This is a genomic window from Pseudomonas sp. 313 (assembly GCF_000316965.1).
Lineage (GTDB): Bacteria > Pseudomonadota > Gammaproteobacteria > Pseudomonadales > Pseudomonadaceae > Chryseomonas > Chryseomonas benzopyrenica.
On sequence record NZ_ANBZ01000022.1, the window covers coordinates 116,215 to 134,435 of the forward strand.

Sequence of the window (18,221 nt, forward strand, 5' to 3'; positions counted from 1 at the left end):
ATGCTGACGCTCAAGCAATCCCGGCGCCTGCAGAGCCTGCTGCTGGGCCTGCTCGCCTGGCTGGTGGCGCTGCTGCTGTTCTTCCCGATCTTCTGGATGGTACTGACCAGCTTCAAGACCGAGATCGACGCCTTCGCCACGCCGCCGCAGTTCTTCTTCATCCCCACCCTGGAGAACTACCTGACCATCCAGGCGCGTAGCGACTACTTCCACTTCGCGCTGAACTCGGTGGTGATCTCCTTTGGTGCCACCCTGCTCAGCCTGCTGTTGGCGCTACCAGCGGCCTACTCGATGGCCTTCCACGAGACCAAGCACACCCAGCGCCTGCTCTTGTGGATGCTGTCCACCAAGATGCTGCCGGCGGTCGGGGTGCTGGTACCCATCTACCTGCTGGCCAAGCAGTTCGAACTGCTCGACAGCCGGCTGCTGCTGATCGCCGTCTACACCCTGATCAACCTGCCGATCGTGGTCTGGATGGTCTACACCTATTTCAAGGACATTCCCAAGGACATCCTCGAGGCCGCGCGCCTGGATGGCGCCACCACCTACCAGGAAATCGTCCGGGTGCTGCTGCCGATCGCCAAGGGCGGCATCGCCTCGACCATGCTGCTGTCGCTGATCCTGTGCTGGAACGAGGCCTTCTGGTCGTTAAATCTTACGTCGTCCAATGCCGCCCCCCTGACCGCGCTGATCGCCTCCTACTCCAGTCCCCAGGGACTGTTCTGGGCCAAGCTGTCGGCCGTCTCGACGCTGGCCTGTGCCCCCATCCTGATCTTTGGCTGGATCAGCCAGAAACAACTCGTCCGCGGCCTGTCGTTCGGCGCGGTGAAATAAGAACAAGAGGACTCCTGTCATGGCCAATCTGAAAATCCGCAGCCTGCGCAAGGGCTTCGACTCGCTGGAAATCATCAAGGGCGTCGACCTGGACATCAACGACCGTGAGTTCGTGGTCTTCGTCGGTCCCTCGGGTTGCGGCAAGTCCACCCTGCTGCGCCTCATCGCCGGTCTGGAAGAGGTCAGCAGCGGGACCCTGGAACTGGACGGGCGCGACATCACCGAGGTCTCGCCAGCCAAACGTGACCTGGCCATGGTGTTCCAGACCTACGCCCTCTATCCGCACATGAGCGTGCGCAAGAATCTGTCCTTCGCCCTGGACCTGGCCAAGATCGACAAGCAGGAAGTGGAGCGCAAGGTCACCGATGCCGCCCGCATCCTCGAACTGACACCCCTGCTGGAGCGCAAGCCGCGCCAGCTCTCCGGCGGCCAGCGCCAGCGTGTGGCCATCGGCCGCGCCATCGTCCGCCAGCCAAAGATCTTCCTGTTCGACGAACCCCTGTCCAACCTAGATGCCGCCCTGCGCGTGCAGATGCGCCTGGAGCTGGCACGCCTGCACCAGGAACTGCAGGCCACCATGATCTACGTGACCCACGACCAGGTAGAGGCCATGACCCTCGCCACCAAGGTGGTGGTACTGAATGGCGGGCGGGTCGAGCAGGTCGGCTCGCCCCTCGAGCTCTATCACCATCCGGCCAACCTCTTCGTCGCCGGCTTCCTCGGCACGCCGAAGATGGCCTTTCTCAAGGGCAAGGTGCTGGCCACCGACGCCCAGGGCGTGGAAGTGGAGCTGGCCGCCGGTCCGCGCCTGCACCTGCCGCGGCGCGGTGACGGCCTGACGGTTGGCAGTCCGGTGACCCTGGGCATTCGCCCGGAACACCTGCGCCTGGCCGCCGACGGCCAGCTGCCGGTAATCAGCGATGTGGCCGAACGCCTGGGCAGCGACACCTATTGCCACATGGTCACCGAGGCCGAGGAGCCGCTGACCGTGCGCGTGCCGGGTGACTGCGCCGTGGCCTACGGCGAACGCCAGCGCCTGGCCCTGGACGTGGACTTCTGTCACCTGTTCGACGAACAGGGCCGCGCCGTGGCGCCGCTGCTGCGCCAGGCCGCCTGATCTCCCCTTCTCTCCTGGTCATGGCCGACCATGACCAGGAGCGCCTTCTGCCAGGATCCCTCTCATGAAACTCAATCGCCAGAATCTCGACCAGCTTCCCGCATACATCGCCAAGCCCTCCTACGCCGCCTGCCAGCTGCGTCAGGGCATCGTCCACATCGGCGTCGGCGGCTTCCACCGCGCCCACCAGGCCATCTACACCGAAGCCCTGCTCAACCAGGGCCGCGACCTGGACTGGAGCATCTGCGGCGTCGGCCTGCGCGCCGAGGACCGCGCCATGCGTGACGCCCTGGCCGGACAGGACTACCTCTATACCCAGGTGGTGCTGGCCGACGAGCCGGACACCGAGGTCCGCGTCGTCGGCGCCATCAGCGGCATGCTGCTGGCAGAGGACGGCACCCAAACGCTGATCGACAAGCTGGCCCATCCCAGCACCCGCATCGTCTCCCTCACCATCACCGAGGGCGGCTACTGCATGGATGACAGCACTGGCGAATTCAACTTCAAACTGCCGCTGATCCAGCACGACCTGCAGCATCCCGGCGATCCGCGCAGCGTCTTCGGCTTCCTGCTGGCGGCCCTGGCCAAGCGCCGCGCCGAGGGCACCGGCCCCTTCACCGTGATGTCCTGCGACAACCTTCCGCACAATGGCCAGGTGACCCGCAAGGCCCTGCTGGCCTACGCCGGCCTGGTAGACGAAGAGCTGCACGGCTGGATCGCCGAGCACGTCAGCTTCCCTAACGCCATGGTCGATCGCATCACCCCCATGACCAGCACCGCCCATCGCGAGGCCCTGCTGGCCGAACACGGCGTCGAGGATGCTTGGCCGGTGGTCTGCGAGCCCTTCCTGCAGTGGGTGCTGGAAGACAAATTCGTCGCCGGCCGTCCGGCCTGGGAAGACGTCGGCGTGCAGTTCACCGATGACGTCACCCCCTACGAGGAGATGAAGATCAAGCTGCTCAACGGCAGCCACCTGGCCCTCACCTACCTGGGCTTCCTCAAGGGCTATCGCTTCGTCCACGAGACCATGGCCGACCCGCTGTTCGTGCGCTACATCCGCACCTACATGGACGAGGACGTGACCCCGCAGCTGGCCCCGGTACCCGGCATCGATCTCGACCAGTACAAGGACACCCTGATCGAGCGCTTCTCCAATCGCGCGATCGCCGACCAGCTGGAGCGCGTCTGCTCCGACGGCTCCTCGAAGTTTCCCAAGTTCACCGTGCCGACCATCAACCGGCTGATCGAAGACGACCAGGCCATGGATCGCGCGGCGTTGGTGGTGGCCGCCTGGGCGGTCTATCTGCGCGGCGTGGACGAGAGCGGGGCGACCTATCGCATCCCCGATCCGCGGGCCAACTACTGCGAGGAGCTGGTGCAGGATCAGAAGAACCTCACCGAGCGCCTGCTGGGCGCCGAGGAAATCTTCGGCAAGCTCATCCCGAAATCCGCCGCCTTCGTTGCCGCCTTCGAGCGGCAGCTGTACAACTTGCGGACCCATGGGGTCAGCGCCACCTTGCAGACCCTGCTCGGCGACTAGCCTTGGCAAAACGCTGCCTAGGTAGCGTCGATGGTTCATACAAGCCCTAACAACAAGGAGCGGCCAGGCATGAAGTTTCTCGGGATCGACTGCGGTACCCAGGGCACCAAGGCGGTGATCCTGGATGTCGAGCGCGGCGTGGTACTGGGTGAAGGCAATGCGCCTCACCCCCTGACCGAGGGCGCCAATGGCCGTCGCGAGCAGAATCCGGCGGACTGGATCAGGGCACTGGTAGCGGCTACCCGCGCCGCCCTGGCCCAGGCCGGCAGCGATGGCCAGGACATCCTCGGTGTTGGCGTCTCGGGCCAGCAGCATGGTCTGGTGCTGCTCGACGACAGCGGCAAGGTGCTGCGTCCGGCCAAGCTCTGGTGCGACACCGAGTCCACCCCGGAAAACCAGCGTCTGCTGGAGCATCTCGGCGGCGCGGCAGGCTCCATCGAGCGCCTGGGCCTGGCCATCGCGCCGGGCTATACCGTCTCCAAGCTGCTCTGGACCCAGGAGCAGCACCCGGAGGTGTTCGACCAGATCGCCCGGGTGCTGCTGCCCCACGATTACCTGAACTTCTGGCTGACCGGTCGCGCCGTGGCGGAGTACGGCGATGCCTCGGGCACCGGCTATTTCAACGTACGAACGCGCCAATACGACCTGGAACTGCTGCGCCATATCGACCCCAGCGGTCGCCTGGAACGTGCCCTGCCGGAGCTGATCGAGGCCGACCAGCCGGTCGGTCGCCTACGGCCGGAGGTCGCCAGCCAGCTGGGCATCAATCCCCAGGCGCTAGTCTCCAGCGGCGGCGGCGACAACATGATGGGCGCGCTGGGCACCGGCAACAGCCGTGCCGGCCAGATCACCCTGAGCCTAGGTACCTCGGGCACCCTCTATGGCTACTCCGACGAACCACGTATCAGCGATCATCCGGCGGTGGCGGGCTTCTGCTCGTCCAACGGCGGCTGGCTGCCGCTGATCTGCACCATGAACCTGACCAATGCCAGCGGCCAGATCCGCGAACTGCTCGGCCTGGATCTGGCCGAATTCACCCGTCTGGTGGCGGAATCGCCCATCGGGGCCGAGGGGGTGCTGATGCTGCCCTTCCTCAATGGCGAACGGGTACCGGCGCTACCGACGGCGACCGCCAGCCTGCACGGCCTCACCGCCACCAACCTGACCCGCGCCAACCTGTGCCGGGCGGTGGTCGAGGGGGTCAGCTTCGCCCTGAGATATGGCTTCGATCTGCTGCGCGACCTGGGCATGCCTGGTGACACCCTGAGACTCATCGGCGGGGGTGCCAAGAGCCCGATGTGGCGGCAACTGATCGCCGATCTGATGAACACCCCGGTGGTCTGCCCGGTCCACGGCGAAGCCGCCGCCCTGGGCGGCGCCCTGCAGGCCGCATGGTGCTGGAGTCGGGAACAGGGCCGCCCGGAGTCGTTGGACAGCCTTACCGAGCGCTGCGTGCACCTGGACCCGGCCAGCCGCGCCGAACCGGATCCCGCCCGGGTCGCCGAGTACGAAGCGGCCTACCAGCGCTATCGGCAGCAATTACGTGACAGCTACGGGGTAGCCTAGCGAGCGGAGGGGGTGGAAAACGCCAGGCGGTTTTCACCCCATGGAGACTCAGCCGTAGGTTGGGCTGAGCACCGCGAAGCCCAACAAAACACAGCCGTACCTTTACATCGTTGGGCTTCGCTGCGCTCAGCACCAACCTACGTCTCAGGCCTTGCCGATCGGCACGAAGGGCGCATCCAGCAGCCGGGCGAGGTCCGTCGGTGCCAGGGCCACTTCCAGTCCGCGGCGCCCCGCACTGACATGGATGCTCGGCAGCTCCGCGGCGGACTCGTCGATGAAGGTGCGCAGCCGCTTCTTCTGCCCCAGCGGACTGATGCCACCCACTAGGTAACCAGTGCTGCGCTGGGCCTGGTCGGGCTTGGCCATCTCCAGCTTCTTCACCCCGGCCGCCTGGGCCAAGGCCTTGAGATCCAGGGTCCCGGCGACCGGCACGATGGCCACCAGCAACTCCTGCTTCTCGCTCGCCGCCAGCAGGGTCTTGAACACCGTCGCCGGCGCCAGCCCGAGCTTTTCCGCGGCCTCCAGGCCGTAGGAGGCGGCCTTGGGATCATGGTGGTAGCTCAGCACCTCGTGGGGCACCTGGCTTTTCTTGAGCAGTTCTATCGCCGGGGTCATGCCAGCACTCCTTGGGGATCGGCCACCTCGGCCCGCCCGCGGCCCTGCGCCTTGGCCCGGTAGAGGGCGAAGTCGGCGGCCTGCAGCCAGTGGGCAACGTCATCGTAGGCCCGGTCGAATCCGGCGACGCCGCAGCTCATGCCGACGCGGACGTTCTGGCGATCGCCAGGGCTGCCCGCCTGCATCTCGTGGAGGCGCTCCTGCAGGCGGCGAATCAGATCCAGGGCTCGCTCGGGCGAGGTGTCGGGTAAGAGGATACCGAATTCATCGCCGCCGAAACGACCAGCGAGATCACTGGTGCGGATGGTGCGCGCCAGCAGACCGGAAAACTGGCGCAGCATCTCGTCACCGGCCTGGTGGCCGAAGCGATCGTTGACCAGCTTGAAGTTGTCCAGGTCGATCATCACCAGGCTGGCCTCGGCGCCACTGCGCTTGCAGCGGGCGAACTCACGCTGCAGCAGCTGATCCCAGTGCGTTCTGTTGTGCAGACCGGTCATGCCATCCTGCTTGCTGATCAGCTCCAGCTCCTGCTTGCGCCGCGACAGCTGCTGCGCCAGACGAAAGCTCACCAGGCCCAGGGCCCAGGGGTAGGCGACGATCATCGGCAGGCAGGCATAGATCTGCGCCGTCGAGGTCTGGATGGCGACCGGGTGGCGCAGCACGACCAAGCCGATGAGGATGCCGGCCAGCTGCGCGAGCAGGCCGCGGCGCCAAAACACCAGGCCACCGGCGCCCAGCATGTTGAGGCTGGTCATGGCGAGCAGGGTCACGCTGGGCAGAAGGTTGAAGCCCATGCTCGCCACCCAGAAGCCCGCCGAGCCACAATCCAGCAACAGGTTGCTCAACTCGGCGCGATAGGGATCCCGGGCGCGGACGGCGCGCAGATAGGCCAGCGGCGACCACAGCAGCGCATTGGCCAGCAGCAGGATCCACAGGCCGACGGATACCGGCTGGGTGATCTGGACCGAGACGATGCAGCTCAGGCTGAGCAACAGGCCAACCGCCCGGGGCAGCCAAAGCCGCCGGGCGAAACTGTGGCCACGCGTGAGCGCATCTGGCATTGGCGATCCCCACTGCGACGGACGATGAAAGGTCGCGCATTATCAGTGGATGAGGGCAAAACGCCAGCGACCCGCGACCTGAACGTCGTTTACCGATAGCTACGACGCGCCTAGACACTGCCAGAAGGAAACATCGGGTGACACGAGCACCAGACGAACAGCCTTGAACCTCGGCCTGACCGGCCTCATCCAATGGTCAGGCCCGTCAAAAAGAGGAAGCCGCATGCAAGTTCAAGTCAACAGTGACCACAACATCGAAGGCAGCGCCGGTTTGCAGAATTGGGTGACATCCGTGGTGGAAGATCGCCTGGATCGTTTCGACGAACTCCTGACCCGCGTCGAGGTGCACCTCAACGACGAAAACGCCGGCAAGTCCGGTGCCCAGGACAAGCGCTGCCAAATGGAAGCGCGCATCAAGGGCCATCAACCCCTCTCGGTCACCCACAAGGCCGAGTCCCTCGACCTGGCAGTGGATGGCGCAGCGGACAAGTTGCTGCGAGCCATCACCCACCTGTCTGGCAAATTGGAGAAGAAGCGCCTTTCCGGCGGCGAACTCAATGACCCCCTTGCCCTGGAGGATTCCGAAGAGTTCAAGGATTCCTTGCGGCAGGACGAATTCCTTGAACGGGAGCAACTGGCTCACGATCACGAGTTGAAGTAAGGCAACCTCTGGCTTCAGCATACAACCGGGGCCGCTCATCGAGCGGCCCCGGTCTTTTCCACCCCGGCAAAAAGGATGCTCCATGCCCTCCCCCTTTCGCGTCGCCCTGATCGGCTATGGCTTCGTCGGTCAAACCTTCCACGGCCCGCTGCTGCGCTCCATCCCCGGCCTCACCCTGGAACTGGTGGCCTCGCGGGACGCCGAGCGAGTGCACGCCGATCTGCCCGAGGTCCGGGTGACGGCGGATTACCTGGCCGCCGTGCAGGATCCGGCCATCGACCTAGTGGTCATCGCCTCCCCCAACCAGACCCATGCGCCCCTCGCCAGCGCCGCTTTGGCGGCGGGCAAGCACGTGGTGGTCGACAAGCCCTTTACCGTCACCCTCGCCGAAGCGCGGCAGCTGTCCCAGGAAGCCGACCAGGCCGAACGGTTGCTGTCGGTGTTCCAGAATCGGCGCTGGGACAGTGATTTCCTCGGATTGCAGGAGGTACTCGCCAGTGGAGCTCTGGGTGAATTGACCAGCCTGGAGTCCCGGATCGAACGCTTTCGTCCCGAGGTGCGAAACCGCTGGCGAGAGGCGGATCTGCCCGGCAGTGGCCTCTGGTTCGACCTGGGCCCCCACCTCCTGGATCAGGCACTCTGCCTGTTCGGTCTGCCGCGGCGCCTGCAGGCAAATCTGGTGCGGCAACGACCCGGCGCCCTTACCGATGACTGGTTCCAGGTGCAACTGGACTACGGCGCCCGCCAGGTGACCCTGAGAGCCGGCATGCTGGCCGCCGGTGGCGTACCCCGTTTCCTTGCCCAGGGCACTGACGGCAGCTGGATCAAGACAGGCGCGGATCGCCAGGAAGATGCCCTCAAGGCAGGCGTTCGTCCGGGTGGACCCGAGTGGGGTCAGGATCCCGATCCAGGTTGGCTAATCGGCGCCGATCGCGCGCGCCGGGCGCTGCCCACGCCTGCTGGCGATCATCGGCGCTATTACCTGGCGCTGGTCGAGGCCCTTGCCGGGCGTGCGGCCAATCCCGTATCACCCGCTCAGGCCTGCGCCCTCATGGCCTTGCTGGAGACCGCGCAACGCTCCGCGGCGGAAGGCCGGGCCCTGGAACCCGAACTGACCGCACCCGAACGCACCGCCTACTGACTGGCCACCCACTGCGGACGCCGTCCCGCCAGGCGTTCGCCCAACTGGCGCAGGGTGCGCGAGAGACGCCGCTCGATCCACTCGTAGCTGCCCCAGGCCAGCAGCAGGATCACCGGCAGGCAGACCGCCAGGGTCTGGTAGGGGCTCAGCCCCCACTGCTGGTGCAGCCAGTAGTCGCCCAGCCAGAGCACGATGACGTGCACCAGGTAGACCGAATAGGACCAGTCCCCCAGTGCCTTGCACAGGCGTGAGCCGGCGAACCAGGGTTCGAGGATCACGCAGGCGCCCACCAGGACCGCGCTGGGCACGCCCCAGGTCAGCAGCCGCCAGGGATGGTCCGCCGGAAAGGCCACCAGACAGACCAGTGCCGCCAGAGCAGCCGTCAGGGCCAGCGGCTTGGAGCCGCGCAGGGCGCCGCGCCGATAGAGCGCCGCCAGGCTCACGCCTAGCAGGAACTCGAAGATGATCGGATTGCGATAGAAACTGCTGACGAAGGACTCGCGGGCCAGCACCAGGCTGACGAGGATCACCAGCAGACTGACCACGCCGATGCGCCAGCGCTCGGCCACGCCAAAGGACAGGGCAAACAGCAGGTAGAACAGCATCTCGAAGTTGAGCGTCCAGCCCACCGGCAGGATCGGATAATGGCCGAAGCCCGCCGGGTTCTCGCTGGGAATGAAGAACAGCGAGAGTAGTAGTTCCCGTGCGGCGATCCCGTAGACCGGCATCACGTCGCTGGCCAGATAGAGGATCAGCGCCGTCACCGCGGTGTACAGCCAATAGGCCGGGACGATACGGGCGATGCGGTGCCAGAGGAAGGTGCTGCGCCTGAGCGATCGGCCGGCGGTGGACAGGTAGATCACGAAGCCGCTGAGCACGAAGAAGATATCGACCCCGACCTGTCCTCGGGTGGAGAGCAGATGGCCGCCGAGGCTGTCGGCGTGGAAGTCGAAGAACACCTGCATGAAATGATGAAAGACCACCAGCCAGGCGGCCAGGGCCCTGAGAGCCTGCAGTGAAACCAGCATTGTAGAACCTTTCCCTCCTCGTCCCGCCAGGCACGACCCAGCGCCGCGCCGTCATTGTGGACGGCATGGGCAGGTCGGGTGTTCCTGGGAAAAGGCGGGATTGCGCCGGATCACAGGCTGAACGGATCGATGCTCGACCCGTTCAGCGGCAGTTCAGGCGGCGGGTCTCATTGCAGGCTGAGACGCCAGGCGCGGTGGATCTTGGGATTGCGCGCGAAATCCGGATCCAGGGTGCTGGCGCTGATCTCCTCGACGCGATAACGCTCGGCGAGACCTACATCCAACTCGAACTTGCGGAAGTTGTTGGAGAAGTACAGTACGCCGTTGCGGCTCAGATGGGCCATGGCCGAATCGATCAGGGCGACGTGATCGCGCTGGACGTCGAACACGCCTTCCAGACGCTTGGAATTGGAGAAGGTCGGCGGATCGACGAAGATCAGATCGTATTCGCCGCGATCATTCTCCAGCCAGTGCAAGACATCGCCCTGCTCCAGGCGGTGTCGCTCGGAAAAGCCGTTGAGCGCCAGGTTGCGTCGAGCCCAGTCCAGGTAAGTCCGCGAGAGATCGACGCTGGTGGTGCTGCGCGCTCCGCCCACCGCGGCCTGCACCGTGGCGGCGCCGGTGTAGCAGAACAGGTTGAGGAAGCGCTTGCCCTGGGCTTCCTGACGCAGGCGTAGGCGCAGCGGGCGATGGTCGAGGAACAGACCGGTATCCAGGTAGTCGGTGAGATTCACCAGCAGTTTGGCACCCGCCTCCTCCACCTGCAGGAATTCACCCTGGGCCGCCTGACGCTCGTACTGCTTGGTGCCGCTCTGCCGCTCGCGCCGCTTGACCACCACCCGCGCCGGATCGATGTTCAGAGCCTGGGGAATGGCGGCCAGGGCATCGAGCAATCGCGCCTGGGCCTTGTCCGGATCGATGGAACGGGGCGGTGCATATTCCTGCACATGCACCCGGTCACCATAGAGATCCACGGCCACCGCGTACTCGGGCATGTCGGCGTCATAGAGGCGATAGCACTGCACGCCCTGGTTGCGCGCCCACTTGCCGAGCTGCTTGAGATTCTTCTGCAGGCGATTGGCGAACATCTGCCCGCCTTCGCTGAGCTTGGCCGGTTCCGCCGCCTGATCGATGGCCGAGCGCTCACCGCTGCGGCTGCCGGTGACGAACTGGCGGGTCTCCACCTCGAACATCAGCAGCTTGCAGGGCAAGGCGCCGTTCCAGAAGGCGTATTGCTTGTGACTGCGGATGCCCATGCGCTTGCCCAGCTCGGGCGAGCCGGTGAAGACCCCCGCGCGCCAGCCCAGGCAGGCCTGGCGCAACCGCTCGCCGAGATTCTGGTAGAGATACAGCAGACTGGCTTCATCGCCCAGGCGCTCGCCATAGGGCGGGTTACAGATCACCAGGCCGGTCTGCCCCTTGTCCGGCCGCGGCTCGAAGCTGGCCACCTCGCCTTGGTAGACCTTGATCCACTCGGACAGACCGGCGCGCTCGATGTTGTTGCGCGCCGGCTGGATCAGTCGGGGATCGGCTTCGTAGCCGCGGATCCAAGCCGGTGTCTTGGCCAGGCCAGCCGCCGCCCGCGCTTCGGCTTCCTGATGCAGCTGCTGCCAGAGCGCGGGCACATGGCCCAGCCAGGCGGAAAAGCCCCAGCGCTCGCGGCGCAGGTTGGGCGCGATGTCCGCCGCCATCAGCCCGGCCTCGACCAGGAAGGTACCCACCCCACACATGGGGTCGGCCAAGGCCCCGCCCGCCGCGGCCAGGGCCGGCCAGCCGGCACGGATCAGCACCGCGGCCGCCAGGTTTTCCTTGAGCGGCGCCGCCCCCTGCTGCAGGCGATAGCCGCGCTGGTGCAGGCTCTGGCCGGAGAGATCCAGCGACAGGATGGCCTGACCCCGCTCCAGGTGCAGATGGACGCGCAGGTCCGGGGCGACCTTGTCGACCGTGGGTCGTTGCCCGGTGCGTTCACGCAGGCGGTCGACGATGGCGTCCTTGACCTTGAGGGCGCCGAAATGGGTGTTGTCGATGCCCGCGCCCTGGCCGCTGAAGCCCACCGCCAGGGTGCCGTTGGGCGCCAGGTGCTCTTCCCACTCCACGCCATGCACACCCAGGTACAACCCCTGGGGGTCTTCCACCGGGAAGCGGGCCAGCACCAGCAGCACCCGGTTGGCCAGGCGCGACCAGAGGCAGAGGCGGTAGGCGTCCGCGAGACTCGCCTCGCCGCGCACCGCCGCGGTCTGGCTACGGGCTTCCTGCAGGCCGAGGCCCTGGGCCTCTTCCAGCAGCAGGGTCTCGAGCCCCTTGGGACAGGTGAGGATGAGTTGTTGCATCGCGGACATCGTTGAATCCATAGGTTAGCGAAAGGCGCTTCTCTGCCTTTGGTCGGATTGACCGGTAAGGACAGCGCCTCCCGTGAAAGTTTGACTGCGTCTCAACAAGCCGCAGTGACGGCATTCCAGCGGCGGTTTATCGCCATTTCATTTCGATTTGATTACGTCTTATAGCTAAAAGGTCGTTCCCAGCCAGGGTCTCATTGGTTAGTAATTGACCACCCGCAGCGCGAAGGTGCGGGGCGGATGTCAGGACGCCGGCTCTGGCATCCAGGCCTGCAACGGGCCATGGACAATCTGCAAGTCAACCTACGAGGGCACTACCCTATGAGAAGACTCAAGCGTGATCCAATGGAACGAGCTTTCCAGCGTGGTTATCAGCACGGCATTGTGGGCAAATCGCGGGACCTCTGCCCCTTCACCCAGGACGCCGTCCGGCAGGCCTGGCTCAATGGCTGGCGTGAGGGCCGTAGCGATCAATGGGATGGCTACGTAGGCACCGCCGGTCTTCAACGCGTGAATCAACTTCAAGCCGTAGGCTAATTCGATTTCACTAGCGGAAGCCCGAGGGCTTCCACCAGCGTTCTGGTTTCGTTCCAGTCAGATCCCTTCCCAGGATCAGGGACCCGGTCCCACGGGGGCTCCCAGCGAGCCCCCTATCCCTCAGCGGCGTGCTGCCGCGATCGCGTCCACGGCTTCGCGGATCAACGCCGGTCCGCGATAGATGAAGCCGCTGTAGAGCTGCACCAGACTGGCCCCTGCGGCGATCTTTTCCGCCGCATCTTCCCCCGACAGGATCCCACCCGCCGCGATAATCGGCAGCCGGCCACCCAGTTCGCCCGCCAAGACCCGTACCACATGGGTGCTCTTTTCCCGCACCGGAGCGCCCGACAGGCCACCAGCCTCGGCGGCATAGGGCAGATTCTCCACCCCTTCGCGCCCCAGGGTGGTGTTGGTGGCGATGATAGCGTCCATCCCGGCATCGCGGATCGCCTGGGCGGTCAGCACGATTTCCTCATCGGTCATGTCCGGGGCGATCTTGATGGCGATGGGCACCCGCCGGCCATGCTGGACCGCCAGGTCTTCCTGGCGCTGGCGCAGGGCTTCCAGCAGGCTCTTGAGCGCATCACCGAATTGCAGACTGCGCAGGCCGGGCGTGTTGGGCGAGCTCACGTTCACCGTGATGTAGCTGGCATGGGCGTAGACCCGGTCCAGGCCGATCAGGTAGTCGTCCACCGCCCGCTCCACCGGGGTACTGGCGTTCTTGCCGATGTTGATCCCCAACACACCTTGGAAGCGTGCCGCCTTGACCCGTTCGATCAGGGCGTCGACACCCGCATTATTGAAACCCATGCGGTTGATGATGGCGTCGGCCTGTTCGAGACGGAACAATCGCGGCTTGGGATTGCCCGGCTGCGGCCGTGGCGTCACGGTGCCGATCTCGACGAAGCCGAAACCCAGGCCGGCGAAGCCATCGATGGCGGCGCCGTTCTTGTCGAGTCCGGCGGCCAGGCCCACCGGATTGGGAAACTCCAGACCCATGACCTGGACCGGCAGCCGACCCGGCCGCCGTCCGAGACCGGTCAGGCCCAGACGACCGGCGGCACCGATCAGGTCCAGCGCCAGATCGTGCGATCCTTCAGGAGACATTTTGAAAAGCAGAGGACGGAGCGCGTCGTACATGGCGGACTCACAGGCAATTCGGAAAACGCGCATTATACAGGCTTGCCAGCGGCCATACGTCGCTCGCGCCGGACTCGAACGGTCACTTGCACAAAAGATCCTACCTTTCGGGAATCATTTGACGATAGCGCGGTCTTTGCCACGCTAGAATCGGCCGTGCAGTTCCTATCCGCCCTGGAGATCCCATGAGCAACAGTGCCAACCTCCTGGGCAGCCCCTGGTCTTCATTGGCCTTGCATCTGCATCCTTCCCTGGCCAGCCGCCGCATCCAGCGCTGCCTGGAGCGGCTGGCCGACGCCTTCGTCCCCTTGCCCGCGCCAACCGACAGCCTTTGGTGGGATGAAGGCCATCCGCTGCATCTGCTCCTCGGCCTGCCACGCGCCGCCCTGTCCGGCCCGACCCAGGAGATCAAGAGCCGGGCCCATGCCCTACTGAGTCAACTGGTGGTGGCTGAAACCGTTCAGGTCGCCGCTCTCGACCTGCGCGCCATCGATGGACTCTGCCAGCGTCTAGGCGACAGCACACCCGCGACAGTGGTGCAGCTGGAGGAGCTGGCCGCCCTGCCCGCGGCGCGCGAGCAGGTGCGGATCATCGGCTATCGGGATTTTCAGGCGGCGCTCTATCGCACCCTGCCGAATCTGTCCGCGGAACAGACTCTGCGTCTGCGCCAGGCCAGCTGGCGGGGTACTCGGCTATTCCTGGAAAACGACCCAGCCACCACGCTCGCCTTTGCCAGCATCATCGCCTATGCCCGGATTCGCGGCATCGCTGTGGAGGTGCCGGCGCAGATCCAGCGTCTGCGCCTGGACCCGGCGGCCATCGACCGCCTGCAAGAGGCCTTTGCCCTCTACGCCCTGCCCAACGCGGTCTGGAATCACCCGGATTTCATCCAGGTGCTGCTGGGGCTGAAGCTCGACTATGCGCGCCTGCCACTGCCCGCACCGGGCCAGGATCTGGAATGGCTGCTACTGCCCAACGAGGTGGCGAGCACCCGGGTCCTCGCCGAGATTCTCGAACGCCTGGGCGCGGCCGAGGTGATCGGCTACCTGCAGGCGCTCTAGCGATCGCTCAGCAGGCGATGACCGCAGGCGCGTGACGCTGCCCCGCCGCCAGGAAGACCTCGAAGGCCAGCCGCTGGCCGGCCAGCATCGCCGGGTGCAAACGCGCATCGCGGCCGGCCTCGTCCAGGCGCTGCAGAAATCCCGGCCAGGCGCCCTGGGGGGGTACGTGGCCCAGATAGGCCCGGGCATCGCGTACCGCCTCATCGGGACTCTCGCCGGCATGGCGATCCAGCAACCGCGATCCCAGCCTAGATCCCTCCAGCACATAGGCCACCCCCCAGCACTCACCCTCATCGAGCAGACGCTCGAGGGCGACGGGTTCGGGCGGGGCGGCGGCCAGTTGCTGCAGATCTTCCCCCAGCACTTCGGTACGGCGACGCTCGGCCCAATCGGGCAGCAGACGCTGGATGCCGGAGCGCTCCAGGAGCGCTTCGAGGCCGATCAGCGCCTGGGCATGGGCCTGCAGAAAGGCGGTGTAATGGGGCCGGGTCTGCAGTGCATAGCGGCCGAAGGTCGCATCGACCTGCTCGTGCAGGGCACCGCCCTCGGCGCGCAACATTTCACGGATGGTGGACACGCAAATACCTCATGGTGACGGCGGCCTTCAGAGGGGCGAAGGCTGGGGCTTCTCGCCGCGCAGGGCTGCCTGCAGCCGTGCTGCCAGGTCCGCTTCGCGAAAGGGCTTGGGTACGATGAATGATTGTTCCGGATCGAGCTCGCCCAGTTCGGCGTAGCCGGTGATGAAGACCACCGGCAACTGTGGCAGCCGCTTGCGCACCTGACGGGCCAGTTCGGCACCGTTCATGCCGGGCATGGCGAAGTCCGCCAGCAACAGATCGATCTGCGGATCACGCTCCAGCGCGCTCAACGCCGCGAAGCCGTTGCTGGCTTCCACCACCTGATAGCCGAGATCAGCCAACAGGGCGGCGGTCACGTTGCGTACCGCGTGATCGTCGTCGACCAGCAGAATGCGGCGTTCGGCGGCCTGTTCGTCACGATCCATGGCGGGCAGCCCGATCGGATCCAGGGCATCCTCCGCCTCGGTACGGGGCAGATAGACCAGCACCGTGGTACCGCTGCCCATCTGCGTCTCGATGCGCACACCGCCACCGGACTGCTTGGCGAAGCCGAACACCTGGGCCAGGCCTAGACCGGAGCCCTTGCCCACCTCCTTGGTGGTGAAGAAGGGTTCGAAGGCCTTGGCCAGCACCTCTTCGCTCATGCCGGTGCCGGAATCCTGCACCGCCAGCAGTACGTACTCACCGGGTTCGGGTTCTTCGGGACGTTGAGGCGGCTCGCTGATGGTCTGGTTGGAGGTGCTCAGGCGCAGGGTACCGCCGACCGCCATGGCATCCCGGGCATTGATCGCCAGGTTGAGGATGATGAGCTCGATCTGGGTCGGATCAACCAGCGCATGCCAGCAATCGGCGCGCAGATGGGTCTCGATCCAGACACTGCCACCCATGGTGCTGCGCAGCAGTTCGAGCATGCCCTCGACGGTTTCGTTGAGCTTGACCGGTTTGGGCGCCAGGCGCTGGCGGCGGGAGAAGGCCAGCAGCTGGGCGGTGAGCTTGGCGCCCCGCTCGCCCGCTTCGCGGATGTTCTGCACCCGCCCCTGGGTCTTGTCGCTGGCCGCCAGGCGCGTCAGGTCGCGCTCGAGGAAGCTGGCGCTGCTGAGCACCACGGTGAGCAGATTGTTGAAGTCGTGGGCCACGCCCGCGGTGAGCTGGCCCACGGCCTCCAGCCGCTGCATCTGCTGCAGGGTCGCCTCCACCCGCTCGCGCTCGTCGATCTGCTCGCGCAATTGGCGATTCGCCGCGGCCAGCTCTTCCATCGCCAGGACTTCCGAGGAGATGTCGCGACCCGAGCAATAGGTCATGCCCGCATCCGGTACCGCCGTCCAGGAAATCCAGCGATAGCTGCCGTCGCGGTGACGGATACGATTGACGAAGCGCTGGCTGGTCGCGCCATTGGCCAGCTGCTTGAGTTCGTTGTCGGTGATGAAGCGTTCGTCGGGATGCACCAGCGTCAGCAGCGAGGAATCGAGCAGCTCCACGCGGGACCAGCCGAGATTCTCTTCCCAGGCCGGATTGAGCGCCACCAGGGTGCCATCCGGCTTGCACACCAGCAGCAGATCGCGGGTGAGATCCCAGGTCCGATCACGCTCGCGGGTACGTTCTTCGACGCGTTCGCCGAGACTGACGTTGAGCCGCTCGAGCTTTTCCGCGGCATCGCGCTGCTGGGTGATGTCGAGCATCACCCCCAGGAAGCGGGTGCAGACGCCGCTTTCGAAAAAGGGCTGGCCACGGGTCTCGACCCAGCGCTGGGCGCCGTTGTCCAGACGGATGCGGTACTCGCTGCGGTAGTCGTCGTCGCGCTCGTCGGCACCCGCCTGGCGGACCGTGTCGAGAAAGCGTTCGAGGCCGTCGCTGCCGCACAGCCGTGCGAACACCTCGAGATCGACCACCGCATCGGCTGGCAGGCCGAACATGGCCTTGCAGCGTTCGTCCCAGACCAGGGTACGGCTGGCGGGCAGGTATTCCCACATGCCCAGTCGCGAGGCGTCCATGGCCAGGCGCGATCTGACCTCGAGACTGTGCAGGGCTTCTTCGGCCCGACGCCGCTCGCGGCGCTCGTGCACCACCAGCAGCGCTCGCTCGACGGCCTTGGCCAAGAGCTCCATGCTCTGCTTGAGCACATAGTCGTTGGCCCCTAGGCGCATCATTTCCACGGCGTGCACTTCACCGAAGATGCCCGAGACGAAGATGAAGGGCGTTTCCGGAGCCAGCGCTCGCGCCACCCGCAAGGCCTCGGCACCCGAGAAGCCTGGCAGGATGATGTCGGAGAGGATGATGTCGTAGGTCTGCTGGCTCAACGCCAGGGTGAGACCGGTACGCTCATAGACAATCTTGGATTGCAGCTCGAATCCATGTCTTTCCAGCTCGATCAGAATCAGCTCGGCATCGAGCTTGCTGTCTTCTACCAGCAGGATCTTGATCTGTTTCGAGAGAGGCATAAACGGGCGTCGGCCTTGAATCTGTTCGCTCAGGGGAACCGGTTCGCGCATGTCTGCCTGTCGCGGATAACTGGATACGGATGAACTGAGCTTGCTCACTCGCTAGCGGCCAGTCCGCCTGGTGACACGTCGCGATCCTGGGGGCGGCTCATTGAGCACAGCCCAGAATACGCCGAGATCGCTGATCGCGGCGACGAAATCACGAAACTCGACCGGTTTGACCACGTAAGCGTTCACGCCCAGTTCGTACGCCTTCTCGAGATCAGGTTCTTCGCGTGACGACGTCAGCATGACCACGGGGATGCTGCACAATTCGGGGGTACCGCGCACCAGTTCGAGCACCTCGAGGCCATCGACCTTGGGCAGCTTGAGATCCAGTAGCATCACCGCCGGATTACCAGGCTCCCGGTCAGCATGAGGCTCTCGCCGCAGCAGATAGTTCACCGCCTCGGCGCCGTCGCGGAGCACCACGACATCGTTGGCCAGCTGGCTGCGCTCCAGAGCTACCAGGGTGAGCTCCAGATCGTGCGGATTGTCTTCGACCAGCACAATGGGTTTGAGCATGAAC

General features: G+C 65.5%; 16 protein-coding genes. 8 read left to right on the top strand and 8 right to left on the bottom strand.

The features are described 5' to 3' along the window. The 4 genes from C722_RS0102170 (at position 1) to xylB (ending at position 5,057) form a co-directional block, all read left to right on the top strand. A complete protein-coding gene (locus C722_RS0102170) occupies positions 1-834 on the top strand; it encodes a carbohydrate ABC transporter permease (protein WP_017638918.1) in 834 nt (277 codons plus the stop codon). Positions 835-853: 19 nt separating this feature from the next. After that, complete coding sequence (locus tag C722_RS0102175; protein WP_017638919.1) at positions 854-1,951, top strand: ABC transporter ATP-binding protein; 1,098 nt, start codon at positions 854-856, stop codon at positions 1,949-1,951. 64 nt (positions 1,952-2,015) lie between these two features. Further along, positions 2,016-3,491 carry a mannitol dehydrogenase family protein gene (locus C722_RS0102180; protein WP_017638920.1) on the top strand — a complete coding sequence of 492 codons (1,476 nt, stop codon included), beginning with the start codon at positions 2,016-2,018 and terminating at the stop codon, positions 3,489-3,491. A 69-nt stretch (positions 3,492-3,560) separates the two neighbouring features. Next, positions 3,561-5,057, top strand: a complete 1,497-nt coding sequence (gene xylB, locus C722_RS0102185; protein ID WP_017638921.1) for a xylulokinase — start codon at positions 3,561-3,563, stop codon at positions 5,055-5,057. A 144-nt stretch (positions 5,058-5,201) separates the two neighbouring features. Here xylB and ybaK read toward each other — a convergent pair whose 3' ends face one another. Beyond that, on the bottom strand, positions 5,202-5,672 hold the full coding sequence (gene ybaK / locus C722_RS0102190) for a Cys-tRNA(Pro) deacylase (RefSeq protein WP_017638922.1): 471 nt from the start codon (positions 5,670-5,672) through the stop codon (positions 5,202-5,204). After that, positions 5,669-6,733, bottom strand: coding sequence for a diguanylate cyclase (locus C722_RS0102195; protein ID WP_017638923.1), 1,065 nt, complete (start codon positions 6,731-6,733; stop codon positions 5,669-5,671). Before C722_RS0102195 ends, ybaK begins: the two co-directional genes overlap by 4 nt. 223 nt (positions 6,734-6,956) lie before the next feature. On the opposite strand from C722_RS0102195, the gene C722_RS0102200 reads away from it, so the two are divergent. Together C722_RS0102200 and C722_RS0102205 are read left to right on the top strand one after the other, a co-directional pair. Beyond that, a complete protein-coding gene (locus C722_RS0102200) occupies positions 6,957-7,394 on the top strand; it encodes an HPF/RaiA family ribosome-associated protein (protein ID WP_017638924.1) in 438 nt (145 codons plus the stop codon). A gap of 82 nt (positions 7,395-7,476) precedes the next feature. Next, positions 7,477-8,535 (top strand): oxidoreductase, encoded by a 1,059-nt coding sequence (locus C722_RS0102205; protein WP_017638925.1) that lies wholly within the window; start codon positions 7,477-7,479, stop codon positions 8,533-8,535. On the opposite strand, the gene C722_RS0102210 is transcribed toward C722_RS0102205, so the two are convergent. Together C722_RS0102210 and rlmKL are read right to left on the bottom strand one after the other, a co-directional pair. Beyond that, the gene (locus tag C722_RS0102210; RefSeq protein WP_017638926.1) at positions 8,529-9,563 is read right to left on the bottom strand and encodes an acyltransferase; all 1,035 of its coding nucleotides are present in this window, start codon (positions 9,561-9,563) and stop codon (positions 8,529-8,531) included. The two genes, C722_RS0102205 and C722_RS0102210, sit on opposite strands and share 7 nt — an antisense overlap. A gap of 167 nt (positions 9,564-9,730) precedes the next feature. Further along, a complete protein-coding gene (gene rlmKL, locus C722_RS0102215) occupies positions 9,731-11,902 on the bottom strand; it encodes a bifunctional 23S rRNA (guanine(2069)-N(7))-methyltransferase RlmK/23S rRNA (guanine(2445)-N(2))-methyltransferase RlmL (protein ID WP_017638927.1) in 2,172 nt (723 codons plus the stop codon). Between the two features lie 318 nt (positions 11,903-12,220). On the opposite strand from rlmKL, the gene rmf reads away from it, so the two are divergent. Then, entirely contained in the window at positions 12,221-12,436 is a 216-nt protein-coding gene (rmf, locus tag C722_RS25605) for a ribosome modulation factor (RefSeq protein ID WP_081594565.1), read from the top strand. A 120-nt stretch (positions 12,437-12,556) separates the two neighbouring features. On the opposite strand, the gene C722_RS0102220 is transcribed toward rmf, so the two are convergent. Beyond that, the gene (locus C722_RS0102220; RefSeq protein WP_017638928.1) at positions 12,557-13,576 is read right to left on the bottom strand and encodes a quinone-dependent dihydroorotate dehydrogenase; all 1,020 of its coding nucleotides are present in this window, start codon (positions 13,574-13,576) and stop codon (positions 12,557-12,559) included. A 185-nt stretch (positions 13,577-13,761) separates the two neighbouring features. Here C722_RS0102220 and C722_RS0102225 point away from each other — a divergent pair, with 185 nt between their 5' ends. Then, positions 13,762-14,637: a hypothetical protein gene (locus C722_RS0102225; protein WP_017638929.1), complete on the top strand. Its 876-nt coding sequence runs from the start codon at positions 13,762-13,764 to the stop codon at positions 14,635-14,637. Between the two features lie 7 nt (positions 14,638-14,644). Here the strand turns inward: C722_RS0102225 and C722_RS0102230 are convergent, their stop codons facing one another. From C722_RS0102230 to C722_RS0102240, 3 genes are all read right to left on the bottom strand, one after another. Further along, positions 14,645-15,214 carry a biliverdin-producing heme oxygenase gene (locus C722_RS0102230; RefSeq protein ID WP_026083593.1) on the bottom strand — a complete coding sequence of 190 codons (570 nt, stop codon included), beginning with the start codon at positions 15,212-15,214 and terminating at the stop codon, positions 14,645-14,647. Between the two features lie 27 nt (positions 15,215-15,241). Next, positions 15,242-17,653, bottom strand: a complete 2,412-nt coding sequence (locus C722_RS0102235; RefSeq protein ID WP_026083594.1) for a response regulator — start codon at positions 17,651-17,653, stop codon at positions 15,242-15,244. Positions 17,654-17,755: 102 nt separating this feature from the next. After that, positions 17,756-18,217 carry a response regulator gene (locus C722_RS0102240; RefSeq protein WP_017638932.1) on the bottom strand — a complete coding sequence of 154 codons (462 nt, stop codon included), beginning with the start codon at positions 18,215-18,217 and terminating at the stop codon, positions 17,756-17,758. Between the last annotated feature and the right edge of the window lie 4 nt (positions 18,218-18,221).

Bases quoted from the DNA above. Each gene is read 5' to 3' on its own strand.
- ybaK (WP_017638922.1), bottom strand. From the start codon at position 5,672: ATGACCCCGGCGATAGAACTGCTCAAGAAAAGCCAGGTGCCCCACGAG.
- C722_RS0102225 (WP_017638929.1), top strand. From the start codon at position 13,762: ATGAGCAACAGTGCCAACCTCCTGGGCAGCCCCTGGTCTTCATTGGCC.
- C722_RS0102200 (WP_017638924.1), top strand. From the start codon at position 6,957: ATGCAAGTTCAAGTCAACAGTGACCACAACATCGAAGGCAGCGCCGGT.
- xylB (WP_017638921.1), top strand. From the start codon at position 3,561: ATGAAGTTTCTCGGGATCGACTGCGGTACCCAGGGCACCAAGGCGGTG.
- rlmKL (WP_017638927.1), bottom strand. From the start codon at position 11,902: ATGTCCGCGATGCAACAACTCATCCTCACCTGTCCCAAGGGGCTCGAG.
- C722_RS0102205 (WP_017638925.1), top strand. From the start codon at position 7,477: ATGCCCTCCCCCTTTCGCGTCGCCCTGATCGGCTATGGCTTCGTCGGT.
- C722_RS0102240 (WP_017638932.1), bottom strand. From the start codon at position 18,217: ATGCTCAAACCCATTGTGCTGGTCGAAGACAATCCGCACGATCTGGAG.
- rmf (WP_081594565.1), top strand. From the start codon at position 12,221: ATGAGAAGACTCAAGCGTGATCCAATGGAACGAGCTTTCCAGCGTGGT.
- C722_RS0102175 (WP_017638919.1), top strand. From the start codon at position 854: ATGGCCAATCTGAAAATCCGCAGCCTGCGCAAGGGCTTCGACTCGCTG.
- C722_RS0102195 (WP_017638923.1), bottom strand. From the start codon at position 6,733: ATGCCAGATGCGCTCACGCGTGGCCACAGTTTCGCCCGGCGGCTTTGG.
- C722_RS0102210 (WP_017638926.1), bottom strand. From the start codon at position 9,563: ATGCTGGTTTCACTGCAGGCTCTCAGGGCCCTGGCCGCCTGGCTGGTG.
- C722_RS0102235 (WP_026083594.1), bottom strand. From the start codon at position 17,653: ATGCCTCTCTCGAAACAGATCAAGATCCTGCTGGTAGAAGACAGCAAG.
- C722_RS0102220 (WP_017638928.1), bottom strand. From the start codon at position 13,576: ATGTACGACGCGCTCCGTCCTCTGCTTTTCAAAATGTCTCCTGAAGGA.
- C722_RS0102180 (WP_017638920.1), top strand. From the start codon at position 2,016: ATGAAACTCAATCGCCAGAATCTCGACCAGCTTCCCGCATACATCGCC.
- C722_RS0102170 (WP_017638918.1), top strand. From the start codon at position 1: ATGCTGACGCTCAAGCAATCCCGGCGCCTGCAGAGCCTGCTGCTGGGC.